This is a genomic window from Mycobacterium yunnanensis (genome assembly GCF_025823185.1).
Classification (GTDB): domain Bacteria; phylum Actinomycetota; class Actinomycetes; order Mycobacteriales; family Mycobacteriaceae; genus Mycobacterium; species Mycobacterium yunnanensis.
The window spans coordinates 156,754-176,996 of record NZ_JACKVK010000004.1 but is presented as its reverse complement, the minus strand read 5'-3'; the positions used below and the strand labels follow the sequence as shown (position 1 = coordinate 176,996).

The following is a 20,243-nucleotide window of genomic DNA, read 5'->3' as shown; positions in this document are numbered from 1 at the left end:
CTCTCTCTTCTTCGTTGGGTCGATCGGTTGACGGGGATGGATCACGTTCGCCGACGGGTGGACCACACGTCGACGGCAACCGCTGCGACGATCAGCACCCCCTTGATCACGTCCTGCCAGTACGCCGGCACGACGAGGATGTCCAAACCGTTGTTCAGCGTCTGAATGATGAACAGGCCCAGCACCGTTCCCCAGATGGTGCCCCGACCGCCCATCAGGCTGGCGCCACCGATGACGACCGCGGCGATGGCGTCGAGCTCGTAGCCCTGGCCCAGGTTGGGCGGCCCCGAGATGACGCGGGAGGCCAGCATGACCCCGGAGATCCCCGCCAGCAGACCGGACAGGGCGTACACGCTGAACAACACGTTCTTGGCGTTGATGCCGGCGATCTCGGCGGCGTTGCGGTTGCCGCCGACGGCGTACACGCGCATGCCGTACGTGGTCCGCTTCATGACGACGGCCAACACGATGATGCCGATGATCATGACCAGCACGGGGATGGTCAGACCCATGATCTTGGTGTTGGCGATGGAACCGAACTCGGCGGGCAGACCGTTGATGGGTGCGCCGCCGCCGATGACGTAGGCCAGACCCGACCCCGCCGTCAACGTACCCAGGGTCGCGATGAACGGTGGCACGTTGATGCGCGACACCATGATTCCGTTCAGCGATCCGACCGCCAGACCGACGAGCATGGCCACGCCCACGGTCATCCAGACCTGACCCGGGTTGGCCTTCGCGGTCGCCGCACCCGCCATGGCGGACACCGCGATCACCGAGCCGACCGACAGGTCGATGCCACCGGTCAGCACGACCAAGGTCTGCCCCAGTGCGATCAGCGCGAACGGAGCGGCCGCCACCAGGATGGTGAGCAGGTTGTCCACGGTGCCGAAACGCGCACTGCGGTAGCTGAAGTAGGCGATCACCAACAGCATGATGATGACCATCGAGTAGCGCAGGGCGATGCCGCCGATCCACTCGCGGGAGAACAGCCGCACGGGCTCCCCCGTGATCGGCGACGTGACGACCGGTGTGCCTGACGGCTCCGGGGTCGTGTCGGTGTCGACTGGGGTGGTCACGATTCTTCCTCCGGGTCGGGATGTGGGACGTGTGTGGGTCCGTCGAGCGCAGTCGCCATCCGGAACACGGATTCCTGCACCGCCGGATGGTCGAGGGCGTCGCGGTCGAGCTCGCCGACGAATCGGCCCTCGCGCATGACGAACGCGCGATGGGACAGTCCGATGATCTCCGGCATGTCCGACGACGCCATCAGCACCGCCATACCTGCTTCGGCGAATTCGGTGATGATGCGGTAGATCTCGCTGCGCGCCCCGACGTCCACCCCGCGGGTGGGCTCGTCGAGCAGCAGTACGTTGACGTCACCGGTCAGCCAGCGTGCCAGCACCACCTTCTGCTGGTTGCCGCCCGAGAGCGTGCCGACGAGTTGGCCCATCCCGCTGCTACGCAACCGGACGGACTTCATCACCTCGGACACGGCGCTGGTGCGGGTCTTGCCACGCAACCATCCGGCAACGCTGAACGACGACAGTCTTGGCAGCGATCCGTTGTCGAGGACGCTCATGGACAGCACGACGCCGTTGATCTTGCGATCCTCGGGCACCATCGCCATTCCCGCGGTGATCGCCGCTGCCGGGGAGTTGCGCTTGACCGACTTGCCGCGCACGACGACCTCACCGGAGCTGGTGTGCCGAGCTCCGAAGATGGCCTCCAGCAGCTCAGTTCGCCCCGCCCCGACCAAACCGGCCAGACCGACGATCTCCCCAGAACCCACCGAGAACGACACGGGCTCGGAGGCACCGTCGACGTGGAGGTCGCGCACTTCGAGCACGGCGTCGGTCTTCGGTGCCACCCGTTCGGGGAACAGCGCGTCGAGTTCCCGGCCGATCATGGCGGTCACGATGTCGTCGTCGGAGACGTCGGCGAGAGGCTTGTCCAGGATCAGCCCGCCGTCGCGAAGCACCACGACGCGGTCGGCGATCGCGCGGATCTCGGCCATCTTGTGCGTGGTGTACACCATCGCGACGCCGTGTTCGCGCAGCCGCCGCACGATGCCGTACAGGCCCTCGACCTCGCGTTCGGAGATGGCGGAGGTCGGCTCGTCGAGCATCACGACCTGCGCACCGGTGCGGGCGGCCTTCACGATCTCGACGATCTGCCGCAGGCCGACGGGCAGGCTACCCATGCGCGCGGTCGGCGAGATGTCGACGCCGAAGACCGCCAACGCTTCCTTCGCCTCGCCGATCATCGCCTTGCGGTTCAGAAACGGTCCGGCCTTGATCTCGCGTCCGACGAACAGGTTCTCGTAGACCGTCATGTCCTCGATGGACGCCAGCTCCTGCGGGACGATCGCCACGCCGTGCCGGACGGCATCACGCGGGTTCCCAGGAACCAGAGCGTTTCCCGACACCGTCACCGATCCGCCGTCGGCGCTGTACTGGCCGCTGACGATCTTCATCAGCGTCGACTTGCCTGCACCGTTCTCCCCGGCCAGGGCGGTGACCGTCCCCGGCTGCAGGTCCAACGTGATGCCCTTCAGAACCGGGACCCCACCGAAACTCTTGGTGATCTCGGCACATTCGAGGATGGCTGAACTCATGATCTACTTCCCAATTGGACGAGCACCTTGACGTTCTCCGGGTCCATCGAAGCACTGAACGCCTCGGCAGACTGCTCGAACTCGTATCTCGCCGTGATGATCTCGTCGACGGGGACGGCACCGGAGGCCAGCAGGTCCATTGCGGCGAGGTAATCCTCGCGGACGTACATCAGACTGCCGATGAGGGCGATCTCGCGATCCTGGATGAGATCCAACCGCACCGGCACGGCACCCGCCGCCACGCCGACGACCATGACGGCCCCGCCCTTGTCGACCAGTTCGATCGCCTGGGCCACCGAACTCTCCCTGGCCACGCAGTCGACGACCACCGCGGCGGGTCCGCCGAGCAGCGCCAGCGCGGAGGAGACCGCGTCCGGGGCCGTGGGGTCGAACGTGCCTGCGGCGCCGAGACGTTCGGCGCGCTCGCGCTTGGAGTCCAGCAGATCGGCCACGACGACCTTCGCGCCCGCGTCGCGCAGCGCCAACAGGACGAACAGTCCGATCGGGCCTGCGCCGATCACTACGACCGGACGGTCGCGCAGATCGCCCACCGTCTCGCCGGCGCGGCGCACGGCGTGCACCGGCGTGGCCAACGGTTCGATGAGGATCGCGCGGTCGTCGTCGAGCTCGGGGTCCAGGGCGATCACCCGGTCGACGGCAACGGTGAAGCTGTCGGCCAGCCCACCGGGGGTCTGGCACCCCAGCACCAGGAGTTCCCGGCAGATGTTGTACCGGCCGGCACGACACTGCGTGCAGTGCCCGCAGGCGAGGTTGGGCTCGACGACGACGCGGGTTCCGACCCACGAATCCTCGACACCGTCGCCCACCGCGTCGACGACACCGATGACCTCGTGGCCGGGTCGATAGGGCAGGTCGATGAACGGGTGGTGCCCGCACGCGGCGTGCGTGTCGGATCCGCAGATGCCGACGACGGTGCCGCGAATGCGCACCTCGCCTGCCGCGGGACCGGTTTCGGTCACGGTCTCGAAGACGACGTCGTCGATCGCGTTGACGACGACGCGCCGATTCACGCCGGGGGCCACCGGGCTCACCATGCGGTGTACCCGCCGTCGGCGACCAACACCGACCCGGTGATGAACGACGCGGCGTCACTGGCCAGGAATACCACGCTCGGCGCGATCTCCTCGGGCATCGCGTACCGCTGCTGCGGGGCGTCGTCGATCCAGTAGCGCTTCAGATCGGGCCGGTCCACCGGCGCCATCTCAGTCTTGCAGTAGCCCGGGGCCACCGCGTTGACTCGAATGTTCAACGGGCCCCATTCGGCGGCAAGCGATTTGGTGAGGTGGTGTACCGCCGCCTTGGACGCGTTGTACGCGGGTTGCATCTGCGGACGGTTCACGATGAGCCCCGACATCGACCCGATGTTGACCACCGAACCGGATCCGCGCTCGCGCATGTGGGCTCCGACGGCCAGGGAGCAGGCCCACAGCGCCTTGACGTTCAGGTCGAACACGTCGTCCCACTGCTGCTCGGTGACGTCCCAGGACTCGGCGTGGTAGCAGGTGCCGGCGTTGTTGACCAGCACGTCGACGTGTCCGAGCGCCTCGATCGCCTCGGCGGTCATGCGTTCCACGTCGGCCGACTTGGTGATGTCGGCGGTGATGGGGTGCATCGTGTGGCCTTCGGCGGCGGCTTCGGCGACGACCTGGTCGTTGCGTTCGGCGCTGCGACCGGCGATGGCGACGGTGGCACCCGCGTCGGCCAGGCCGAAGGCGAACGCACGTCCGAGGCCCTGGTTGCCGCCGGTCACCAGGGCGGTGCGCCCGGTCAGGTCGAATGGAGAACGCTTGGTCACGAGAGAACTGTCCTTCACTTCGGGACGACGATGGACTTGAGGCTGGCCGGGTCGGTGTCGCTGTCGAGGGCCTCGCCGACGTGCTCGAGGTCGTAGCGCCCGGTCACCATGCCGTCCAGGTCGACCGCGCCCGAGGTCACCAGATGGATTGCGGCAGGCCAGGTGTCGGTGTAGCGGAACACACCGGTCACGTTGATCTCCATGTTCTGGATGTGCCCGATCGGCAGCGGGTAGTCACCGGAGCCCATGCCGACCAGCACGACGTAGCCGGCCGGACCGACCGCCTTGATGCCGCTGACGACCGCCGGCGCGGCACCACTGGCGTCGATGAACGCGTCGACCTGAGGGTCCAGCGCGGCGACGTCGTCGACCATGGGATCGACGACCTCGGTAGCACCGAACTCGAGCACCGCCTCGCGGCGCGACTCGAGCGGATCGGACACCACTATGCGGGCGGCGCCGAACGCGCGTGCGGTCTGCGCGCAAATGACGCCGATGGGTCCGGCACCGGCGATGAGCACCGAGGTGCCCGGCGCGACGTGCGCCTTGCGCATCGTCGTCACCGCGACCGACAGCGGCTCCAGCAGCGCGGCGGCTTCGTCGGACATGGAATCCGGTACGGGATGCGCGAATTCGGAGTCGATCACGACGTAACGGCAGAACGCGCCGTCGATCGGCGGGGTGGCGTAGAACTCCATGTACGGGCACAGGTTGTACCGGCCTGCGGTGCACTGCTTGCACCGTCGGCACGGGTGCTGCGGTTCCACGGCCACCCGCTGCCCGACCCGGGTCGGGTCGACCCCGTCGCCGACCGCGGTGATGCGGCCGGACAGTTCGTGCCCCAGGATCATGGGCTCGTCGACGACGAAGTCGCCGATGCGCCCGTGGCGGTAGTAGTGCACGTCGGAACCACACACCCCGACGGCGGCGACCTCGACGAGGACCTCGTGGGCCCCCGGCGTCGGAACCGGTCGGTCTTCGATCACGAGTGTGCCCACGCCGGTCATCACACTGGCGCGCATCGTGCTGGTCACATTGCTTCCCTTCGTTCGGAGGTCAAGAGGGCCCGGCCGACGACCATCTGCTGGACACCGGCGGCGGCGCACAGGGGTGCGATCTCCTCGGTGACCCCGCCGTCGACGGCAACGGGCAATTCGGAAAACCTGGTGGTGCAGGCGGTGACGAGACTCAACCGGTCGAGCCGGCAGCGATCCTTGGTACCGGGCTCGATGAGCATCACCAGCACGCCGTCGGGTTCGGCGGGCCAGTGGGGATCGGCGAGGCCGTCCCATTCCCGCCACACCGCGATCCACGCCGCGCCCCCTGCCGACCGGATGGCGGTGGCCCGCTCCGCGGTGAAGGCCTGCCACGGCAGGAAGACCACTCCGGGGTGGGACGCGAGGACCTTGGGTAGCACGGCGTCGACGAAATCGGCCGAGCCGATCAGGTGTACGCCAATCCTCGACCGGTCGACGGAGTTCGAGATCATCTGCAGGTCGGCAAGACTCACGCCGGCTGGCAGGCCCTCCGAGGCGGCCATCACGTCGACGTGGACGTCGAGACCCGTGTCGGCCAGCGTCTGGGCGGCCGCCGCGCGGGAATCGGGGGTGGAGTACACCGACCCGGCCAGCAGGCCGGGGAAGTCGCGGTGCCAGGGAGCCAGTGTGATCATCGCTCGCCCCCGTCGAGGATCGGTGACGCCGCCAGGGCCGCCCACCGAGCGCGCAGACCGCCGAGATCGCGGCCGTGCCTGCGTGGTTGGACGCGAGTCCTGGCCTCGGGCTGCCACCGCTTGGCGAGGTCGACCAGACCGGCCCGGTCGGCGTGCGTGGCCACGGCAGCGGCCTGGATGCAGGCACCCCGCGCGGTGGCCTCGTCGACGTCGGGCACCGTCACCTCGTCGTCGAGCAGGTCGGCCAGCAGTTGCAACGTGGCAGGCGAGCGCGCTCCACCGCCGACGGCCGTTGCGGCGCCGCTGACGTCGACCCCGCACGCGATGAGGCCGTCCCGCCCCGAGAGCAACGACAGCAGCGGGCCCTCCACGAACGCGCGGGCGAGTTCCTCGCGCGTCGTCGACGAGGTGAGGTCGGCGAACGCGCCGCGCGCGTGGGGGCGGTCGGGCGTGCGTTCCCCGTCGAGGAAGGGCACCAGCACCGGACCGCGGGTGGGCCCGGCCGCGAGCGCCAACTCGGCGACACCGGCCAGGTCGGTGCCCAGCAGCACCGCCGCCCGGTCGACGACCCGAGCGGCGTTCAGCGTGCTCATCAGGGGCAGATACCCGCCCGTCATGTCCGCCACGCCGTCCACGGCGCCCGTGGTGTCGAAGACCGGGCCCCGTGAGGACGTCGCCACCACGCCGGAGGTGCCGATGCTGAAGTACTGGTCGCCGTCGGTCAGACCGAGGCCGAGATATGCCGCATGCTGATCGCCGCCGCCCGCGCCGACGAGGACGTCGGGGCCGATGCCGAGTTCGGCGGCACGTGCCGGCAGCACCCGTCCCGCCGCGTCGGCGGGACCGAGGACCGTCGGCAGCTTGGCGGCCCAGTCCCTGGGGCCGCCCGCGACTTCGAGGTAGGACGGAATCCACTGTCCCTCAACGGAGTCGAAGTAACCCGTACCCGAGGCGTCGGACCGATCGGTGACCCTCTCGCCGGTCAGCCAGAAGGTGAGGTAGTCGTGCGGCAGGAGGATGGTCGCCACCCGGTCGAGAAGACCCGGCTCGTGCTCGGCGACCCACGCCAGCTTGGCGATGGTGAAGGCGGCCGTCGGCAAGGTCCCGATGCGCATCACCCACTGGCGCGCGCCGATCCGGTCGACGAGGCGGGCGAGATTGGGCGCGCCGGTGGTGTCGTTCCAGAGCTTGGCGGCGCGAAGCACGTCGCCGTGCTCGTCGAGGAGGACCAAGCCGTGGCATTGGGCGGCCACCGAGATGGCGCGCACGTCCGGCGTCGCCGTGCACGCGGACATCGCCGCGCGGGCGGCCGCGACGAAGGCCCCGACCCACTCGTTTGGGTGCTGCTCGCTCGAGGGCGGAAACGCCGGCGGGTGCGGGGCCGCACCGGATCCCAGGACGACACCGGAGTCCATGTCGCGGATCTCCACCTTGCAGGACTGGGTCGACGAGTCGACGCCCATGACGGCCCGTGTGGTCATGCGCCTCGCACCACCGGTGCGGAGTGGTCCCCGGGAACACGACGGCCCACGCCGCCGGCGGGGTGGCCGTCGACGACGTCGCCGAGGGTGTGACCGCGCAGCGACATGGTCACCACCGCGACCGCGTCGCTCCAGGCGCCGACGGCCAGCGTGCTCGCCATCGCGATCATGTCGCCCGGGTCGGCGTCGGCGGGTGTCGGCGGCAGCGCCGCGACACTGCTCGCCGCCGACGCGAACGGCGAGTCGGGACTCTCGGTCACGGCGACGACGTGGACTCCACGGCGCTCCAGGCGGTCGACGAGCGTGGTGAGCTCCTGGCTCTGGCCGGTCTTGGAGATCGCGACGACGAGGTCGGAGGGGGTGATGGCGCCCATGCCTCCGTGGAGCGCGTCCATCGACGGGAGGTACATCGCGGGTGTGCCGCACACCGAGAGGAGGTGGGCAAGGCGCTCGGCCATGATGCCGGAGGTTCCTGAGCCGGTCGTGACGACTTTGCCTGCGACGCCGAGCATCTGGCGGGCGACGGTGATGACGGAGGACTCCACGGAGCCGACGAGCGCGGCGAGCGCCGCGGACTCGCGCGACAACACCTCGCCGGCGAGGTCGGCCAGGCCTTCATCTTCGAGACCGTGGTCGTCGCTGCTCAACTGTCAACCTTGCTGCTCGTGAGTTTTCTTTGTGATGTGGATCATGCAATGGCTATGCTCACATGTCAACGTCTCTGCACATATGTGCAGACGCGGTGTGAGCCTAGCGGCTCGGGAAGTACGGGAGGCGACCGATGGGGCCCGATGAGCTGTTTCAGCGCGCGGTGATCGCCCGTCGGTACTACCTCGAAGGACGAACGCGAATCCAGATCGCCGAGGAGTTCGGCCTGTCCCGCTTCAAGGTCGCGAGAATGCTCGACGAGGCACTCGAATCGGGCATGGTGGAGATCAAGATCCACAATCCCGGCGCGGTGGACGTCGAGCTGTCGACGGCTCTGCAGCGCCGGTACGGTCTCGAGCACGCCTACGCGGTGTCGGCCGACTCCACCAACACCGCCGACCACGTCGACGCCGTCGCCAAGGCCATGGCCGACCTGCTGCAGTCGATCCTGCGCCACGGAGACGTCGTCGGCGTCGACTGCGGTCGCACCCTGACCCACATCGCGCCCTACCTCGTGGCGTTACCCCGTTGCGACGTCGTGCAACTCACCGGCATGGCCGGTGCCATCGCCTCCAACGGGACCGACCTCGTACGCCGCATCAGCGAGGTCAGCGGCGGTGACTCGTGGCCGCTGTACGCACCGCTGGTCGTCACCGACGCCCGCACCGCTCGAAGCCTCGGCGACACCCCCCAGATCCGGGAGACGACCGCGCGGCACTCCTCGGTCAGTTGCGCGATCGTCTCGGTCGGCGCGTGGACCGCGGGCGCGTCGCAGGTGTACGAGGCGCTGACCGACGAGGAGACCCAAGCCCTCGACGCCGCCGGGGTGTGCGCCGAGACCTGCGCCCTGCTGCTGGACGCCGACGGTCACCGGGTGCCGGGACTCGACGAACGCCGCATGGGCATCGACGAATCGGTACTGCGGGCAATCCCCACCAGGATCGCCATCGCGGCGGGCAAGGAAAAGGCCTTGGCCACCCAGGCAGTGCTCAACTCGGGCCTGGTGTCCTCACTGGTCACTGACATCGACATCGCCACCGCAGTGCTCGCATGACCATGTCCACCACCGACGAGGAGAGATGACGACATGCCCGACACGACCGAACCCACCGTGGACTTCGACTTCGGCCTGAGCGGCAAGGTCGCCCTGGTGACCGGAGGCGCCTCCGGCATCGGGGCAGCCATCGCGGCGGCCTTCACCGCCAAGGGGGCGACGGTCGCCGTCGCCGACCTGGCCACCGACGGCGGCTACACCTGCGACGTGTCCAACCCCGAATCCGTGGAATCCACCGTGGCCGCCGTGCTCGCCGACCACGGCAGGGTCGACGTCCTGGTGAACAGTGCCGGCATCGCCCGGCTAGCGCCCGCCGACGAATTGTCCCTGGCGGACTGGGATTCGACGATGGCCGTCAACCTCAAGGGCACCTTCCTGATGTGCCAGACCGTCGGCAGGCACATGCTCGAAGCCGGTCGTGGTGCGATCGTCAACATGGCCTCCCAAGCCGCCAGCGTGGCCATCGACGAGCACGTCGCCTACTGCGCCTCCAAGTTCGGCGTCCTGGGCGTCACCAAGGTGCTCGCCACTGAATGGGCCGGACGCGGCGTGCGGGTCAACAGCATCTCCCCCACCGTCGTGCTGACCGATCTGGGCATCAAGGCGTGGGACAACCCCAAGGGCGAGGCCCTCAAGAAGCTGATCCCCACCGGCCGGTTCGCCTACCCGAACGAGATTGCCGCAGCCGCAATCTATCTCGCGTCCGACGCCGCCGCGATGGTCAACGGCGCCGACTTGGTGATCGACGGCGGCTACACGATCAAGTAGGCGTCACACCGCAGTGGACGCGCGGGCGACGAGCTCCGGCCGGAACACCACGTGGCGGGGTTCGGCGGCCGGGGACTCCGCGGACGCCACGAGCAGGTCGAGCGCGGTCGCGCCGATGTCGGCGCTCGGCTGACGGATCGACGACAGCGCCACCGCCGCCGACCGCGCGAACGCGATGTCGTCGTATCCGATCACCGCCATCTCACCGGGCACGCTCACCCCGCCGTCTGCCAGACCCTGCAGCATCCCGATCGCCAGGAGGTCGTTGGCGCAGAAGATCGCGTCGGGCCGCTCGACGGCGGGACGGGCGCACAACGCCTCACCCGCCGCGCGACCCGCCAGCACACTCGATTCGTCGGTCGGTACCACTTCCAGTGTGGCGCCGGGGAATTGCTCGACCGCGGCGCGCGCGCCGGCCAACCGATCCGCCAGCTGGCGCAACCCCAGCGGACCGCCGACGTAGGCGAGGCGGCGACGCCCGCGACCGCACAGGTGCTCGGCGGCCAACCGGCCCCCGGCCACGTCGTCGACCGACACCGAGGAGAACGGCGTGTCCGTGCCGTCGCGGTCCACCAGCACCACCGGCACACCGCGCCCACGCAGTGCCAGCAGCCGTTCCGAATCCTCGCGCACCGGAGAGATCAGCAGCCCGTAGACGCGTTGCTCCTCGAAGGTGTCCAGATACGTGCGTTCGCGGACGGGGTCGTCGTCGGAGGTGCCCAGCAGGACGACCAGATCGTGCTGTGCGGCGCGGACTTCCGCCGACCGGGCGACGTCGGTGAAGAACGGGTTTCCGACGTCGAGGACCAGCAGCCCGACGCACCGCGACCGGCCCACCCGAAGCTGGCGTGCGGCGTCGTTGCGCACGAAGCCCAGCTCCTCGATCGCGGCCTGCACCCGCGCGACCGTGGCCGGTGCCACCCGTTCCGGAGCGTTGAGCACGTTGGACACGGTCCCGACCGACACCGATGCCGCCGCGGCGACATCGCGTATTCCGGCGGCCATCGGGGCAGGTTACCCGTTCGTCGTCGATCTGGGGGTCAACCGCATTAGCTGCGTCACGTGTCCGGGGTTCAACTCCTCCAGCGAATTGACGCCGAGGAGGCGCATCGTGCGCTCCACCTGATCGGTGAGGATCTCCACGGCCCGGGCCACCCCGGCTTCCCCACCGGCCATCAGACCGTAGAGGTAGGCCCGCCCGATCAAGGTGAACCGCGCGCCCATCGCGATCGCGGCCACCACGTCGGCACCGGACATGATGCCGGTGTCGAGGTGAACCTCGACGTCCTTGCCGACCTCGCGGACCACGTCGGGCAACAGGTGGAACGGAATGGGCGCTCGGTCCAGTTGACGCCCACCGTGATTGGACAGCAGCACCGCGTCGACGCCGAGGTCGGCGACAGCGCGGGCGTCGTCGACGGTCTGGACGCCCTTCACCACGAACTTGCCCGGCCACTGCGACTTGATCCAGGCCAGATCCTCGAAGGTGACCGTGGGGTCGAACATGGTGTCCAGCAACTCGGCGACGGTGCCCGACCAGCGGTCCAGTGACGCGAACGCCAGCGGCTCGGTGGTCAGGAAGTCGATCCACCACTGCGGGCGCGGCAGCGCGTTGGCGATGGTCCGCAGGGTCAGGGCCGGCGGGATCGACATGCCGTTGCGCTTGTCGCGCAGGCGGGCGCCTGCGACCGGCACGTCGACGGTGACCAGCAGGGTGTCGAAACCGGCGGACATCGCCCGTTCGACGAGCGCCATCGACCGGTCGCGGTCCTTCCACATGTACAGCTGAAACCAGTTGCGTCCCAGCGGGTTCGCGGCCTTGACGTCTTCGATGGCCGTGGTGCCCATCGTCGAGAGCGAGAAGGGAATGCCCGCCCGAGCGGCGACGTGCGCACCGGCGATCTCGCCCTCGGTGTGCATCATCCGGGTGAACCCGGTGGGCGCGATCCCGAAGGGCAGCGCGACCGGCGCACCGAGGACGTCCCAGCCCGTGCTGACCTTCGACACGTCCCGCAGGATGGCCGGGTGGAATTCGACGTCGGCGAACGCCTGACGGGCGCGCGCGATCGACAGTTCGGCTTCCGCGGAGCCGTCGGTGTAGTCGAACGCAGCCCGCGGCGTGCGTCGCTTGGCGATGCGCCGGAGGTCTTCGATGGTCAGCGCCTTGTCGAGCCGGCGCTTGGTGGCGTCGAACTCGGGCTTCTTGAACTGCACGAGCGGCGCCAGATCATGTCGACTCGGCAGCCGCCGCCTGGTCAAGTGGTTCGTCGAATCCTTCATCGTCATACCCTTCCTGCCGGAGCTCGTTGCGGCTCGAAGCGATACGTGGGCAACGTGGTCGTCATCGTCGCACGGAGGTCGTCGAGATCGCCGTGCAGCAACCCGTGCGCGCGCGCCTGCACGAGGACGTTGCCGATGGCAGTGGCCTCCACCGGTCCCGCCACCACCGGTCGGCCTACCCGGTTGGCGACCAGCTGACACAGCAGGCGGTTCTTCGCTCCGCCACCGACCAGGTGGACCGTCTCGACGGGCACACCGCTGAGCGCCGCCGCCTGCTCGACGCCGGTGGCGAATCCGGCGGCGAGACTCTCGACGATCGCGCGAGTCATCTCGGGCCTGCTCGCCGGCACGCGAAGACCGCGCTCTCGGTACCACCCGGCGATCCGTCCGGGCATGTCGCCGGGTTCGACGAAGCGCGGGTCGTCGGCGTCGAACACCTCCGACGGCGGGGGGCAGGCCGCGGCCTGCTCGAGCAGCGACGGCAGGTCGACGCGGGCTCCGTCGCGCTCCCAGTGCCGGACCGACTCGCTCAGCAACCACAGTCCCATCACGTTGCGTAGGAACCGGATTCGGCCGTCGGCGCCGACCTCGTTGGTGAAGTTGGCCGAGCGGGCCGCAGCATCCATCACCGGTGCGTCCAACTCGACCCCCACCAACGCCCATGTGCCGCAGGAAACGTAGGCCGCCGAGGCCGCGGTCATCGGGATCGCCACGACCGCGGAGGCCGTGTCGTGCGATGCCACCGTGGTGACCCGCAGCCCGGCACCGAACCCCGCCCGGTCGGCGAGATCGGGCAGGACCGTGCCGAGATCGTCCCCGGGCTCGGCCAGTGCGGGGAACAATCCCGGCGGCAGACCCAACATGGCCTCCAGCTCGGCGTCCCACGTCCCGTCCACGCCAAGCAGCCCGGTGGTCGAGGCGTTGGTCCGCTCCGTCACGGTGCGGCCGGTCAGCCAGTAGCCGATCAGATCGGGCACGAGCAGCGCGGTGTCTGCGAGGTCGAGAAGACCCTCGAGTCGATCGGCGACCAATTGGAACATCGTGTTGAACGCCAGGAACTGCAGCCCGTTGCGGGCGTGGATGCGCTCCTGCGGCAGCGTCTCGTGGACGGCGTCGGCGCCGTGCGCACAGCGGGCGTCGCGGTAGTTGTACGGCAGCCCAAGGAGTTTGCCGTCCCGCAGCAGACCGTAGTCGACGGCCCACGAGTCGACCCCGACACTGGTCAGGTCGGGTGCGACGCGGCCCGCCTCGGCCAGCCCCGCGCAGATGTGGCCGAACAATCCCGGTAGGTCCCAGTGCATCGCGGTGCGGTGGCCGTTCCACAGATACACCGGGTCGTTGGCGAAACGGTTGAGCTGGCGCATCTGCAGGGTGCCTGGTCCGACGTCGGCCAGCATGACTCGGCCGCTCGTGGCGCCCAGGTCGACCGCGACGAACCGGCCGGTGCTCATCGGAGAAAAGCCGCCGCGACGCCCGCATCCACCGGCACGTGCAACCCCGTCGTGTGCGAGAAGTCCGATGTGCACAGGGCGAACGCCGCGTTCGCGATGTTCTCCGGCAGCACTTCGCGTTTCAGCAGGGTGCGCTGGGCGTAGTACGCGCCGAGCTCTTCCTCGGGGACGCCGTAGACCGCGGCCCGCTTGGCGCCCCAGCCGCCGGCGAAGATGCCCGACCCGCGGACCACGCCGTCGGGGTTGATGCCGTTGACCTTGATCGCGTGCTCGCCGAGTTCGGCGGCGAGCAGGCGCACCTGATGTGCCTGGTCGGCCTTGGTGGCCGAGTAGGCGATGTTGTTGGGACCGGCGAACACCGAGTTCTTCGAGGAGATGTAGATGATGTCGCCGCCGAGCTTCTGGTCGATCAGCGCGCGCGCCGCAGCCTTCGATACCAGGAACGAGCCGCGGGCCATCACGTCGTGCTGCAGGTCCCAGTCTGCGACCGTGGTCTCCAGCAACGACTTCGACAGGGACAGACCGGCGTTGTTGACCACGATGTCGACGCCACCGAACGCCAGGACGGTCGCGTCGACGGCGGCCTGCACCGCGGCTTCGTCGGTGACGTCGGCGGCAATGCCGACCGCGACGTCGGTGGTGCCGATCTGTCGTGCTGCCGCGCTGGCCTTCTCGGCGTCGAGGTCGGCGATGACGACGCACGCCCCCTCGGCCGCCAGGCGCTCCGCGATGGCCTTGCCGATGCCCGAAGCCGCGCCGGTCACCAGCGCGATGCGGGTGGCCAGCGGTTTCGGCTTGGGCATTCTGGCGAGCTTGGCCTCCTCGAGCGCCCAGTACTCGATGCGGAACTTCTCGGCCTCGTCGATGGGGGCGTAGGTCGAGATGGCCTCCGCGCCGCGCATCACGTTGATCGCGTTGAGGTAGAACTCACCCGCCACCCGCGCGGTCTGCTTGTCCTTGCCGTAGCTGAACATTCCGACACCGGGGATCAGCACGATCGCCGGGTCGGCGCCACGCATGGCCGGCGAGTCGGCCGAGGCGTGCCGCTCGTAGTAGCCGGCGTAGTCCGCGCGATACTGGTGGTGCAGTTCGGTCAACCTGGCCTTGGCGTCGTCGACGGAGGCATCGACGGGCAGGTCGAGCACCATCGGCTTGACCTTGGTGCGCAGGAAGTGATCCGGGCAGCTGGTGCCCAGTGCCGCGAGCCTGGGATGCTCTGCGCTGCCCAGGAATTCGAGCACCCTGGGATCATCGGTGAAATGTCCCACCTGGGGCTTGTCGGTCGACGCCAGCCCACGGAGGAACGGGGCCAGGGCGGCTGCCTTCGCGCGACGCCGATCGTCGGGCAGCGCGCCGTAGCCGTCCAGCGGGGCGCCAAAGGGCTGCGGCCGCCCGTTGGCGTCGAGGTAGCGCTGCACGGTGTCGATGATCTCCAGCGAGCGCGCCTCGGCCTCGGCCGAGGTGTCGCCCCACGCGGTGATGCCGTGCCCGCCGAGGATCGTCCCGATCGCCTGCGGGTTGCGGGCCTTGACGTCGGCGATGTCGAGTCCGAGCTGAAAGCCCGGTCGCCGCCATGGAATCCACACCACGCGGTCCCCAAAGATCTGCTTGGTCAGGGCTTCGCCGTCGGCGGCCGTCGCCAGTGCGATGCCGGAGTCGGGATGCAGATGGTCGACGTGAGCGGCCTCGACCAGACCGTGCATCGCGGTGTCGATCGAGGGCGCGGCACCGCCGCGGCCGTGCAGGCAGTAGTCGAAGGCGGCGACCATCTCGTCTTCCCGCTCGACGCCGGGGTACACGTCGACCATCGCGCGCATGCGGTCCAGCCGAAGCACGGCCAGTCCGTTCTCGGTCAGTGTGCCGAGGTCTCCCCCGGACCCCTTGACCCACAACAGGTCTACGGGGGCACCGGTCACGGGGTCGGTGTCGGTGCCCTTGGCCGAGGTGTTGCCACCCGCGTAGTTGGTGTTCTTCGGATCGGCGCCAAGTCGGTTGGACCGGGCGATCAAGTCGGCGACGACGGTGGATGTGGCCATGGTTGTCATGCTCCCCACGAAGATTGAGTGCCGCCGACGCGCTCGGCGACGACGGTGTCCTGGTAACCGGATTCGGCGAAGGCACGCATCGGGTTCTCGGGTAGGCCCCGATCGGCACGCCACTGCGCCATCGCCGGGCGGACGTCGGTGTAGAAGGCGTCCATGAAGATCTCGTTGGCGCCGAGCACGTCACCGGCCTCCTGCGCGGCGGTCAGCGCATCCGCGTCGACGAGCTGCGCCCTGGCAGTCATCTCGGCGACGTTGAGCACCGAGCGGATCTGCCCGGGGATCTTGGCCTCCACGTTGTGGCACTGGTCGAGCATCAACGCGAGATCGCTGTCCTTGCCAAGTCCCCCCCCGCGGATCACCTCGAACATGATGCGGAAGAGTTGAAATGGGTCCGCCGCCCCGACGATGAGGTCGTCGTCGGCGTAGAAGCGGGAGTTGAAGTCGAAGGACCCCAGCTTTCCGAGCCGCAGCAACTGCGCGACGATGAACTCGATGTTGGTGCCCGGCGCGTGGTGTCCGGTGTCCAAGCAGACCTTGGCGCGGTCGCCGAGCGCCGAGACCTGCGCATAGGAGGTGCCCCAATCCGGCACGTCGGTCATGTACATCGCGGGTTCGAAGAACTTGTACTCCAACACCATTCGCTGACCCTCGCCAATGTGCTGGTAGATCGCCGCCAGCGACTCGGCCAACCGATCCTGCCGGCCCCGGATGTCGCCTTGGCCGGGATAGTTGGTGCCGTCGGCCAGCCAAATCTTTAGATCCTGGGATCCGGTCTGATTCATGATCTCGATGCACGCCAGGTGGTGGTCGATCGCCTTCTTGCGCACCGTCTCGTCCACGTGGGTCAGGCTGCCGAACTTGTAGTCGTCGTCCTGAAAGGTGTTGGAGTTGATCGTGCCCAGCGCCACCCCGTGGTCGGCGGCGTAGGCGGCGAGAGCTGTGTAATCGTCGACCCGGTCCCACGGAATGTGCAGTGCCACCGTCGGCGCCATTCCGGTGAAGCGGTGCACCGTCGCCGCGTCGGCGATCTTCTCCTCCACGGTGCGCGGCGTGCCCGGCGTGCCGAAGACCTTGAACCGCGTGCCGGAGTTTCCGAAGGCCCATGAGGGAAGCTCGATGGCCACGTTGTCGAGCAGGTTCACTTGGCTGCCACCTCCGTCGCGGTCGGGCTCGTCATGCCAACATTGTCCGTCGCGGCGCTCGCCTGCGGGCCGTACCGCTCGAGTTCGATCTCTCGCAACGTCTTACCCCGGGTCTGCGGGGCCCACACCGCGCCGATGACCAGCGCCACCACGAGCAGTCCGATGAGCAGCAGCCCCACCCCGGTCAGCCCCGTCAATGTCAGCAAGGTCGGGAAGAAGTAACTCAACACGCCGGTGAAGCTGCGCACCACGCAGAACATCACGCCCTGAGCGCTGGCCCGGTATGGGGTGGCGAACAGCTCACTGGCCCAGAGGCCGTAGAACGCCTGCGCCCCGATGCCCGCCGAGACACCCCACAGCACCGCGAAGGCCAACATCGTCGGCACCCCGCCGTCGGTGAACGCCACCAGCACGACCCAGCCCGCGATGCCGAGAGCGGCGCCGATGACGTAGAGCAGCCGTTGGGACATGTGATCGGCGAAGCGCATGAAGCCGAAGTAGGTGGCGGCGACGGTGCAGCCCCACACCAGGACCTGCAGCATGTTCTGGGCCATCGCACTGTGCAGGCCCGCGGCGTCGTAGACGCGAGGCATGAAGATGCCCGCCTGCCCGGCGACGGTGTTCCAGAACAGGTAGATGCCGCCCAGGAACAACAGGGCGGTGACGTTGACCTTGCGCGAGAACAACCCGCGCACCCCGCGCACGCCGACCGCGACGTCTCCCGCGCGCCCCTCTTCGGTCCAGATCGTCGACTCCGCGAGACCCTGGCGTACCCACCAGACGATCGCGGCGACCACGAAGAGATGCACGAAGATCAGGCGCGATCCGAGTAGACCCAGCGGCGCCAGGGCGGCGGCCAACGCGAACCCGATCAGCGGGCCGGCCGACCAGGCCAGCTGGGCGGTGCCCACGTGTTTGGCGCGCCCCTCGGTCGGCGCCTGCTCGGCGATGTAGGTCCACGATGCCGGGACTCCTGCGCCGACGGCGACGCCGGTCACCACGAATGCCGCCAGCAGCATCGCGTAGTTCACGGCGAACGCCGCCAGCAGCACGCCCGCCATGTAGACCAGGAGGTCATAGGTGTAGATGGCCTTGCGGCCGTACCGGTCGCACAGTGGGCCACCGAGAATGGCACCGATGGCGGCACCAAAGGCATTGGCGCTCAACGCCGCAAGCAGGCCGACGGCGAAGTCGCCGAGGTGGAACTCCGACTGCCAGAACGCCAGGCTGGTGGCGATCGCGATGATCGAGCCGGCCTCGATGTAGTTCGACATGGCGACGGCGATGGTCGCCCGCCATCCGGTGGTGCTGCCTGCTCCGATTCTCATGGGTTCCTTCAGTGGAGGTGGAAGTACTCGGTGAGCGGGGTCATCGCCTGGTCGGGCGCGACGCCGGCCGGATGGTCGAAGAAGTCGGCCATCTGAGCCTGCCAGCGGGCGTTGACCTCGGTCGCCGCCATGCGCGCTTGGGCGGCGGCGAAGTCGTCGGTCTCCAGATACCCGACGACGAGCCCGTCCTCGGGACGGACGAACAGCGAATAGTCGTGCCAGCCGGCGTTTCTCAGCGCGTCCAGCATGTCGGGCCACACGTGCTCGTGGGCGGCCACGTACTCGTCGACCCGGTCGGGCTTGAGGTGAAGGACGAAGCACACCCGCTGACTCATGACGCTCCCGTGCGATTGAAACGTTTCAAATGGTGACCCCGCTCACCGTAGGCAGCTGCGGCGGCGAAGTCAACAGGTGATTTCGGCGTGATCACCGGCGCTCACCGCCGGTGATCACGCCCAAATCGCTAGAGGAGGTGGGCCGTGCCGTCCTCGTCGACCCGAACCTTCACACCCGCGAGGTCGTCACGGGTGCTGGCCTCGGCCTCCGACTCGTCGGTGATCACGGCCAGAGCCCGGGTGTCCGACGGCGTACGCACCGCGAGGAACACCTTCTCGGCGGCGCCGTCACGGCTGACCGGGGTCGTCCACGACTCGACGGTCCCGACGCCCTCCCAGTGATCCTCCGCGACCCGGGTCGGCTCGGCGTCGACGGCGGATTGCACGTCCTCCCAGCGGAACTCACTCGACGGCGGTTCCGTGCCATACACGCCGAAGCTGTGCTTGGTCAGGTAACCGCCGTTGGCCGTGACAAGACCCAGCGCGCCAGGCGAGGCCACCAGGTGCTCGGCCATCGTCGCGATGGAATGGGTGACGTAGTTGTTCCACGGCCCGCCGGCGAAGGTCAGTCCGCCGGTGACGGTCAGCGCCCGCTCGCCGTCGAGCGGCAGTCCGAGTTCACGCGCCGCGACCTGCACCGCGGAGGGAAAGCAGGAGTACAGGTCGACGAAGTCCATGTCGTCGACGCCCTTGCCGGCCAACTCGAGCGCGCGACCGCCCGCGATGCGGATGGCAGGCGACCGGTCCAGCTCGGCCCGCTCGGCGATCAGATAGGTGTCGTGCGCGTCGGTTCCGGCATACGGGAACACCCAACGGTCGGTGGGGATCTGGAGCTCCCGGGCCTTCTCCACCGACGTCAGGATGAGCACCGCGCCCTGGTCGACCATGTTGTTGGAATTCATCAATTTGGTGTACGGCCAGCTGATCATCCGGTTGCCCGTGCTGGGTTCGGAGATGTCCTCCGCGCTGACGGCGTCGCGGTTCCAGGCATGCGGATTGCCCTGCGCCACCGCGCTGAACCCGGCCCACAGCTCGCCGATCCGGCGCCGATGCGCCTCGGGCGCCTCCCCCGCCGAGATGCGCAGCGCCTGCTCGAACAATGGGTAGACGTAGGACGGTCGGTCGAGGTGGATGCGAAGCTCGACCGGCCCGGCCAGGATGAATTCCTCGTCGCCGCCTTGCGGGACGGGCACCGAGTCGTCCTGCTTGGTGTAGTCGAGCGTGCCGCCCGCCGCGCGCACCTTGGTTCGGGTGCGCCACGTCTCGGCTCCCGCGATCAGCACGGTGTCCGCGTCGCTGGCGGCGATGTCGAGGCACGCCTGGTTGACCAGAGACTGCGGTACGTTGCCGCCGATGGCGGTGTAGCGCCCGTCGGCCCGGGTCGCCCCGAGCCGCTCCGCCAGGAGTAAGCCGGGATTGCGGTAGCGCCAGGACAGCAGGTTGACGATGCGGACCGAGTCGACGGCGGCCAGCACCCGAGGCTCGGCGGCGGCCCGGGCGGCGCGCTCCATCAGGTCGACGGGCTCGACGGCGGGGTCGCTGTCGTGCTGGTTGACCTGACCGTAGGCGACGAGAACGGGAGTGCGGGGATCGAGTGACATGGGTG

Annotated in this window: 18 protein-coding genes; 2 read left to right on the top strand and 16 right to left on the bottom strand. The window is 68.8% G+C overall.

Annotation, left to right across the window (positions count from 1 at the left end; genetic code table 11):
• Positions 1-41 precede the first annotated feature (41 nt).
• From H7K45_RS06225 to H7K45_RS06190, 8 genes are read right to left on the bottom strand one after another with little or no spacing between them, the layout of a single operon-like run.
• The gene (locus tag H7K45_RS06225) at positions 42-1,079 is read right to left on the bottom strand and encodes an ABC transporter permease (RefSeq protein ID WP_263994909.1); all 1,038 of its coding nucleotides are present in this window, start codon (positions 1,077-1,079) and stop codon (positions 42-44) included.
• Entirely contained in the window at positions 1,076-2,617 is a 1,542-nt protein-coding gene (locus H7K45_RS06220) for a sugar ABC transporter ATP-binding protein (RefSeq protein ID WP_263994908.1), read from the bottom strand. Before H7K45_RS06220 ends, H7K45_RS06225 begins: the two co-directional genes overlap by 4 nt.
• Entirely contained in the window at positions 2,614-3,660 is a 1,047-nt protein-coding gene (locus tag H7K45_RS06215) for a zinc-dependent alcohol dehydrogenase (protein WP_263994907.1), read from the bottom strand. The genes H7K45_RS06220 and H7K45_RS06215 overlap by 4 nt, the downstream gene beginning before the upstream one ends.
• 5 nt (positions 3,661-3,665) lie before the next feature.
• On the bottom strand, positions 3,666-4,433 hold the full coding sequence (locus H7K45_RS06210; protein WP_263994906.1) for an SDR family NAD(P)-dependent oxidoreductase: 768 nt from the start codon (positions 4,431-4,433) through the stop codon (positions 3,666-3,668).
• A gap of 14 nt (positions 4,434-4,447) precedes the next feature.
• Positions 4,448-5,440 (bottom strand): NAD(P)-dependent alcohol dehydrogenase, encoded by a 993-nt coding sequence (locus tag H7K45_RS06205; RefSeq protein WP_263995086.1) that lies wholly within the window; start codon positions 5,438-5,440, stop codon positions 4,448-4,450.
• A 23-nt stretch (positions 5,441-5,463) separates the two neighbouring features.
• Positions 5,464-6,105 carry a beta/alpha barrel domain-containing protein gene (locus H7K45_RS06200; RefSeq protein WP_263994905.1) on the bottom strand — a complete coding sequence of 214 codons (642 nt, stop codon included), beginning with the start codon at positions 6,103-6,105 and terminating at the stop codon, positions 5,464-5,466.
• The gene (xylB, locus tag H7K45_RS06195; RefSeq protein WP_263994904.1) at positions 6,102-7,586 is read right to left on the bottom strand and encodes a xylulokinase; all 1,485 of its coding nucleotides are present in this window, start codon (positions 7,584-7,586) and stop codon (positions 6,102-6,104) included. The genes H7K45_RS06200 and xylB overlap by 4 nt, the downstream gene beginning before the upstream one ends.
• Complete coding sequence (locus H7K45_RS06190; protein ID WP_263994903.1) at positions 7,583-8,233, bottom strand: SIS domain-containing protein; 651 nt, start codon at positions 8,231-8,233, stop codon at positions 7,583-7,585. The genes xylB and H7K45_RS06190 overlap by 4 nt, the downstream gene beginning before the upstream one ends.
• Before the next feature lie 134 nt (positions 8,234-8,367).
• Here H7K45_RS06190 and H7K45_RS06185 point away from each other — a divergent pair, with 134 nt between their 5' ends.
• Positions 8,368-9,288 carry a sugar-binding transcriptional regulator gene (locus H7K45_RS06185; RefSeq protein ID WP_263994902.1) on the top strand — a complete coding sequence of 307 codons (921 nt, stop codon included), beginning with the start codon at positions 8,368-8,370 and terminating at the stop codon, positions 9,286-9,288.
• A 33-nt stretch (positions 9,289-9,321) separates the two neighbouring features.
• Positions 9,322-10,056, top strand: coding sequence for a GolD/DthD family dehydrogenase (locus H7K45_RS06180; RefSeq protein ID WP_263994901.1), 735 nt, complete (start codon positions 9,322-9,324; stop codon positions 10,054-10,056).
• 3 nt (positions 10,057-10,059) lie between these two features.
• On the opposite strand, the gene H7K45_RS06175 is transcribed toward H7K45_RS06180, so the two are convergent.
• The 8 genes from H7K45_RS06175 to H7K45_RS06140 all read right to left on the bottom strand — a co-directional run bounded on the left by H7K45_RS06175 (position 10,060) and on the right by H7K45_RS06140 (position 20,238).
• Positions 10,060-11,061 carry a LacI family DNA-binding transcriptional regulator gene (locus H7K45_RS06175; RefSeq protein WP_263994900.1) on the bottom strand — a complete coding sequence of 334 codons (1,002 nt, stop codon included), beginning with the start codon at positions 11,059-11,061 and terminating at the stop codon, positions 10,060-10,062.
• Between the two features lie 9 nt (positions 11,062-11,070).
• A complete protein-coding gene (locus H7K45_RS06170; protein WP_263994899.1) occupies positions 11,071-12,336 on the bottom strand; it encodes an alpha-hydroxy acid oxidase in 1,266 nt (421 codons plus the stop codon).
• A gap of 2 nt (positions 12,337-12,338) precedes the next feature.
• Positions 12,339-13,787: a rhamnulokinase gene (locus H7K45_RS06165; protein WP_263994898.1), complete on the bottom strand. Its 1,449-nt coding sequence runs from the start codon at positions 13,785-13,787 to the stop codon at positions 12,339-12,341.
• The gene (locus H7K45_RS06160; protein WP_263994897.1) at positions 13,784-15,823 is read right to left on the bottom strand and encodes a bifunctional aldolase/short-chain dehydrogenase; all 2,040 of its coding nucleotides are present in this window, start codon (positions 15,821-15,823) and stop codon (positions 13,784-13,786) included. The genes H7K45_RS06165 and H7K45_RS06160 overlap by 4 nt, the downstream gene beginning before the upstream one ends.
• A 5-nt stretch (positions 15,824-15,828) precedes the next feature.
• Positions 15,829-16,974 (bottom strand): L-rhamnose isomerase, encoded by a 1,146-nt coding sequence (rhaI, locus tag H7K45_RS06155; protein WP_263994896.1) that lies wholly within the window; start codon positions 16,972-16,974, stop codon positions 15,829-15,831.
• Complete coding sequence (locus tag H7K45_RS06150; RefSeq protein WP_263994895.1) at positions 16,971-18,302, bottom strand: MFS transporter; 1,332 nt, start codon at positions 18,300-18,302, stop codon at positions 16,971-16,973. Before H7K45_RS06150 ends, rhaI begins: the two co-directional genes overlap by 4 nt.
• 8 nt (positions 18,303-18,310) lie before the next feature.
• Positions 18,311-18,637, bottom strand: a complete 327-nt coding sequence (locus H7K45_RS06145; RefSeq protein WP_263994894.1) for an L-rhamnose mutarotase — start codon at positions 18,635-18,637, stop codon at positions 18,311-18,313.
• 128 nt (positions 18,638-18,765) lie between these two features.
• Positions 18,766-20,238: an acetyl-CoA acetyltransferase gene (locus tag H7K45_RS06140; RefSeq protein WP_263994893.1), complete on the bottom strand. Its 1,473-nt coding sequence runs from the start codon at positions 20,236-20,238 to the stop codon at positions 18,766-18,768.
• Positions 20,239-20,243: the final 5 nt, after the last annotated feature.

Bases quoted from the DNA above. Each gene is read 5' to 3' on its own strand.
- H7K45_RS06220 (WP_263994908.1), bottom strand. From the start codon at position 2,617: ATGAGTTCAGCCATCCTCGAATGTGCCGAGATCACCAAGAGTTTCGGT.
- H7K45_RS06150 (WP_263994895.1), bottom strand. From the start codon at position 18,302: ATGAGAATCGGAGCAGGCAGCACCACCGGATGGCGGGCGACCATCGCC.
- H7K45_RS06175 (WP_263994900.1), bottom strand. From the start codon at position 11,061: ATGGCCGCCGGAATACGCGATGTCGCCGCGGCGGCATCGGTGTCGGTC.
- H7K45_RS06200 (WP_263994905.1), bottom strand. From the start codon at position 6,105: ATGATCACACTGGCTCCCTGGCACCGCGACTTCCCCGGCCTGCTGGCC.
- H7K45_RS06170 (WP_263994899.1), bottom strand. From the start codon at position 12,336: ATGAAGGATTCGACGAACCACTTGACCAGGCGGCGGCTGCCGAGTCGA.
- xylB (WP_263994904.1), bottom strand. From the start codon at position 7,586: ATGACCACACGGGCCGTCATGGGCGTCGACTCGTCGACCCAGTCCTGC.
- H7K45_RS06165 (WP_263994898.1), bottom strand. From the start codon at position 13,787: ATGAGCACCGGCCGGTTCGTCGCGGTCGACCTGGGCGCCACGAGCGGC.
- H7K45_RS06145 (WP_263994894.1), bottom strand. From the start codon at position 18,637: ATGAGTCAGCGGGTGTGCTTCGTCCTTCACCTCAAGCCCGACCGGGTC.
- H7K45_RS06205 (WP_263995086.1), bottom strand. From the start codon at position 5,440: ATGACCGGCGTGGGCACACTCGTGATCGAAGACCGACCGGTTCCGACG.
- H7K45_RS06140 (WP_263994893.1), bottom strand. From the start codon at position 20,238: ATGTCACTCGATCCCCGCACTCCCGTTCTCGTCGCCTACGGTCAGGTC.
- H7K45_RS06180 (WP_263994901.1), top strand. From the start codon at position 9,322: ATGCCCGACACGACCGAACCCACCGTGGACTTCGACTTCGGCCTGAGC.
- H7K45_RS06160 (WP_263994897.1), bottom strand. From the start codon at position 15,823: ATGGCCACATCCACCGTCGTCGCCGACTTGATCGCCCGGTCCAACCGA.
- H7K45_RS06185 (WP_263994902.1), top strand. From the start codon at position 8,368: ATGGGGCCCGATGAGCTGTTTCAGCGCGCGGTGATCGCCCGTCGGTAC.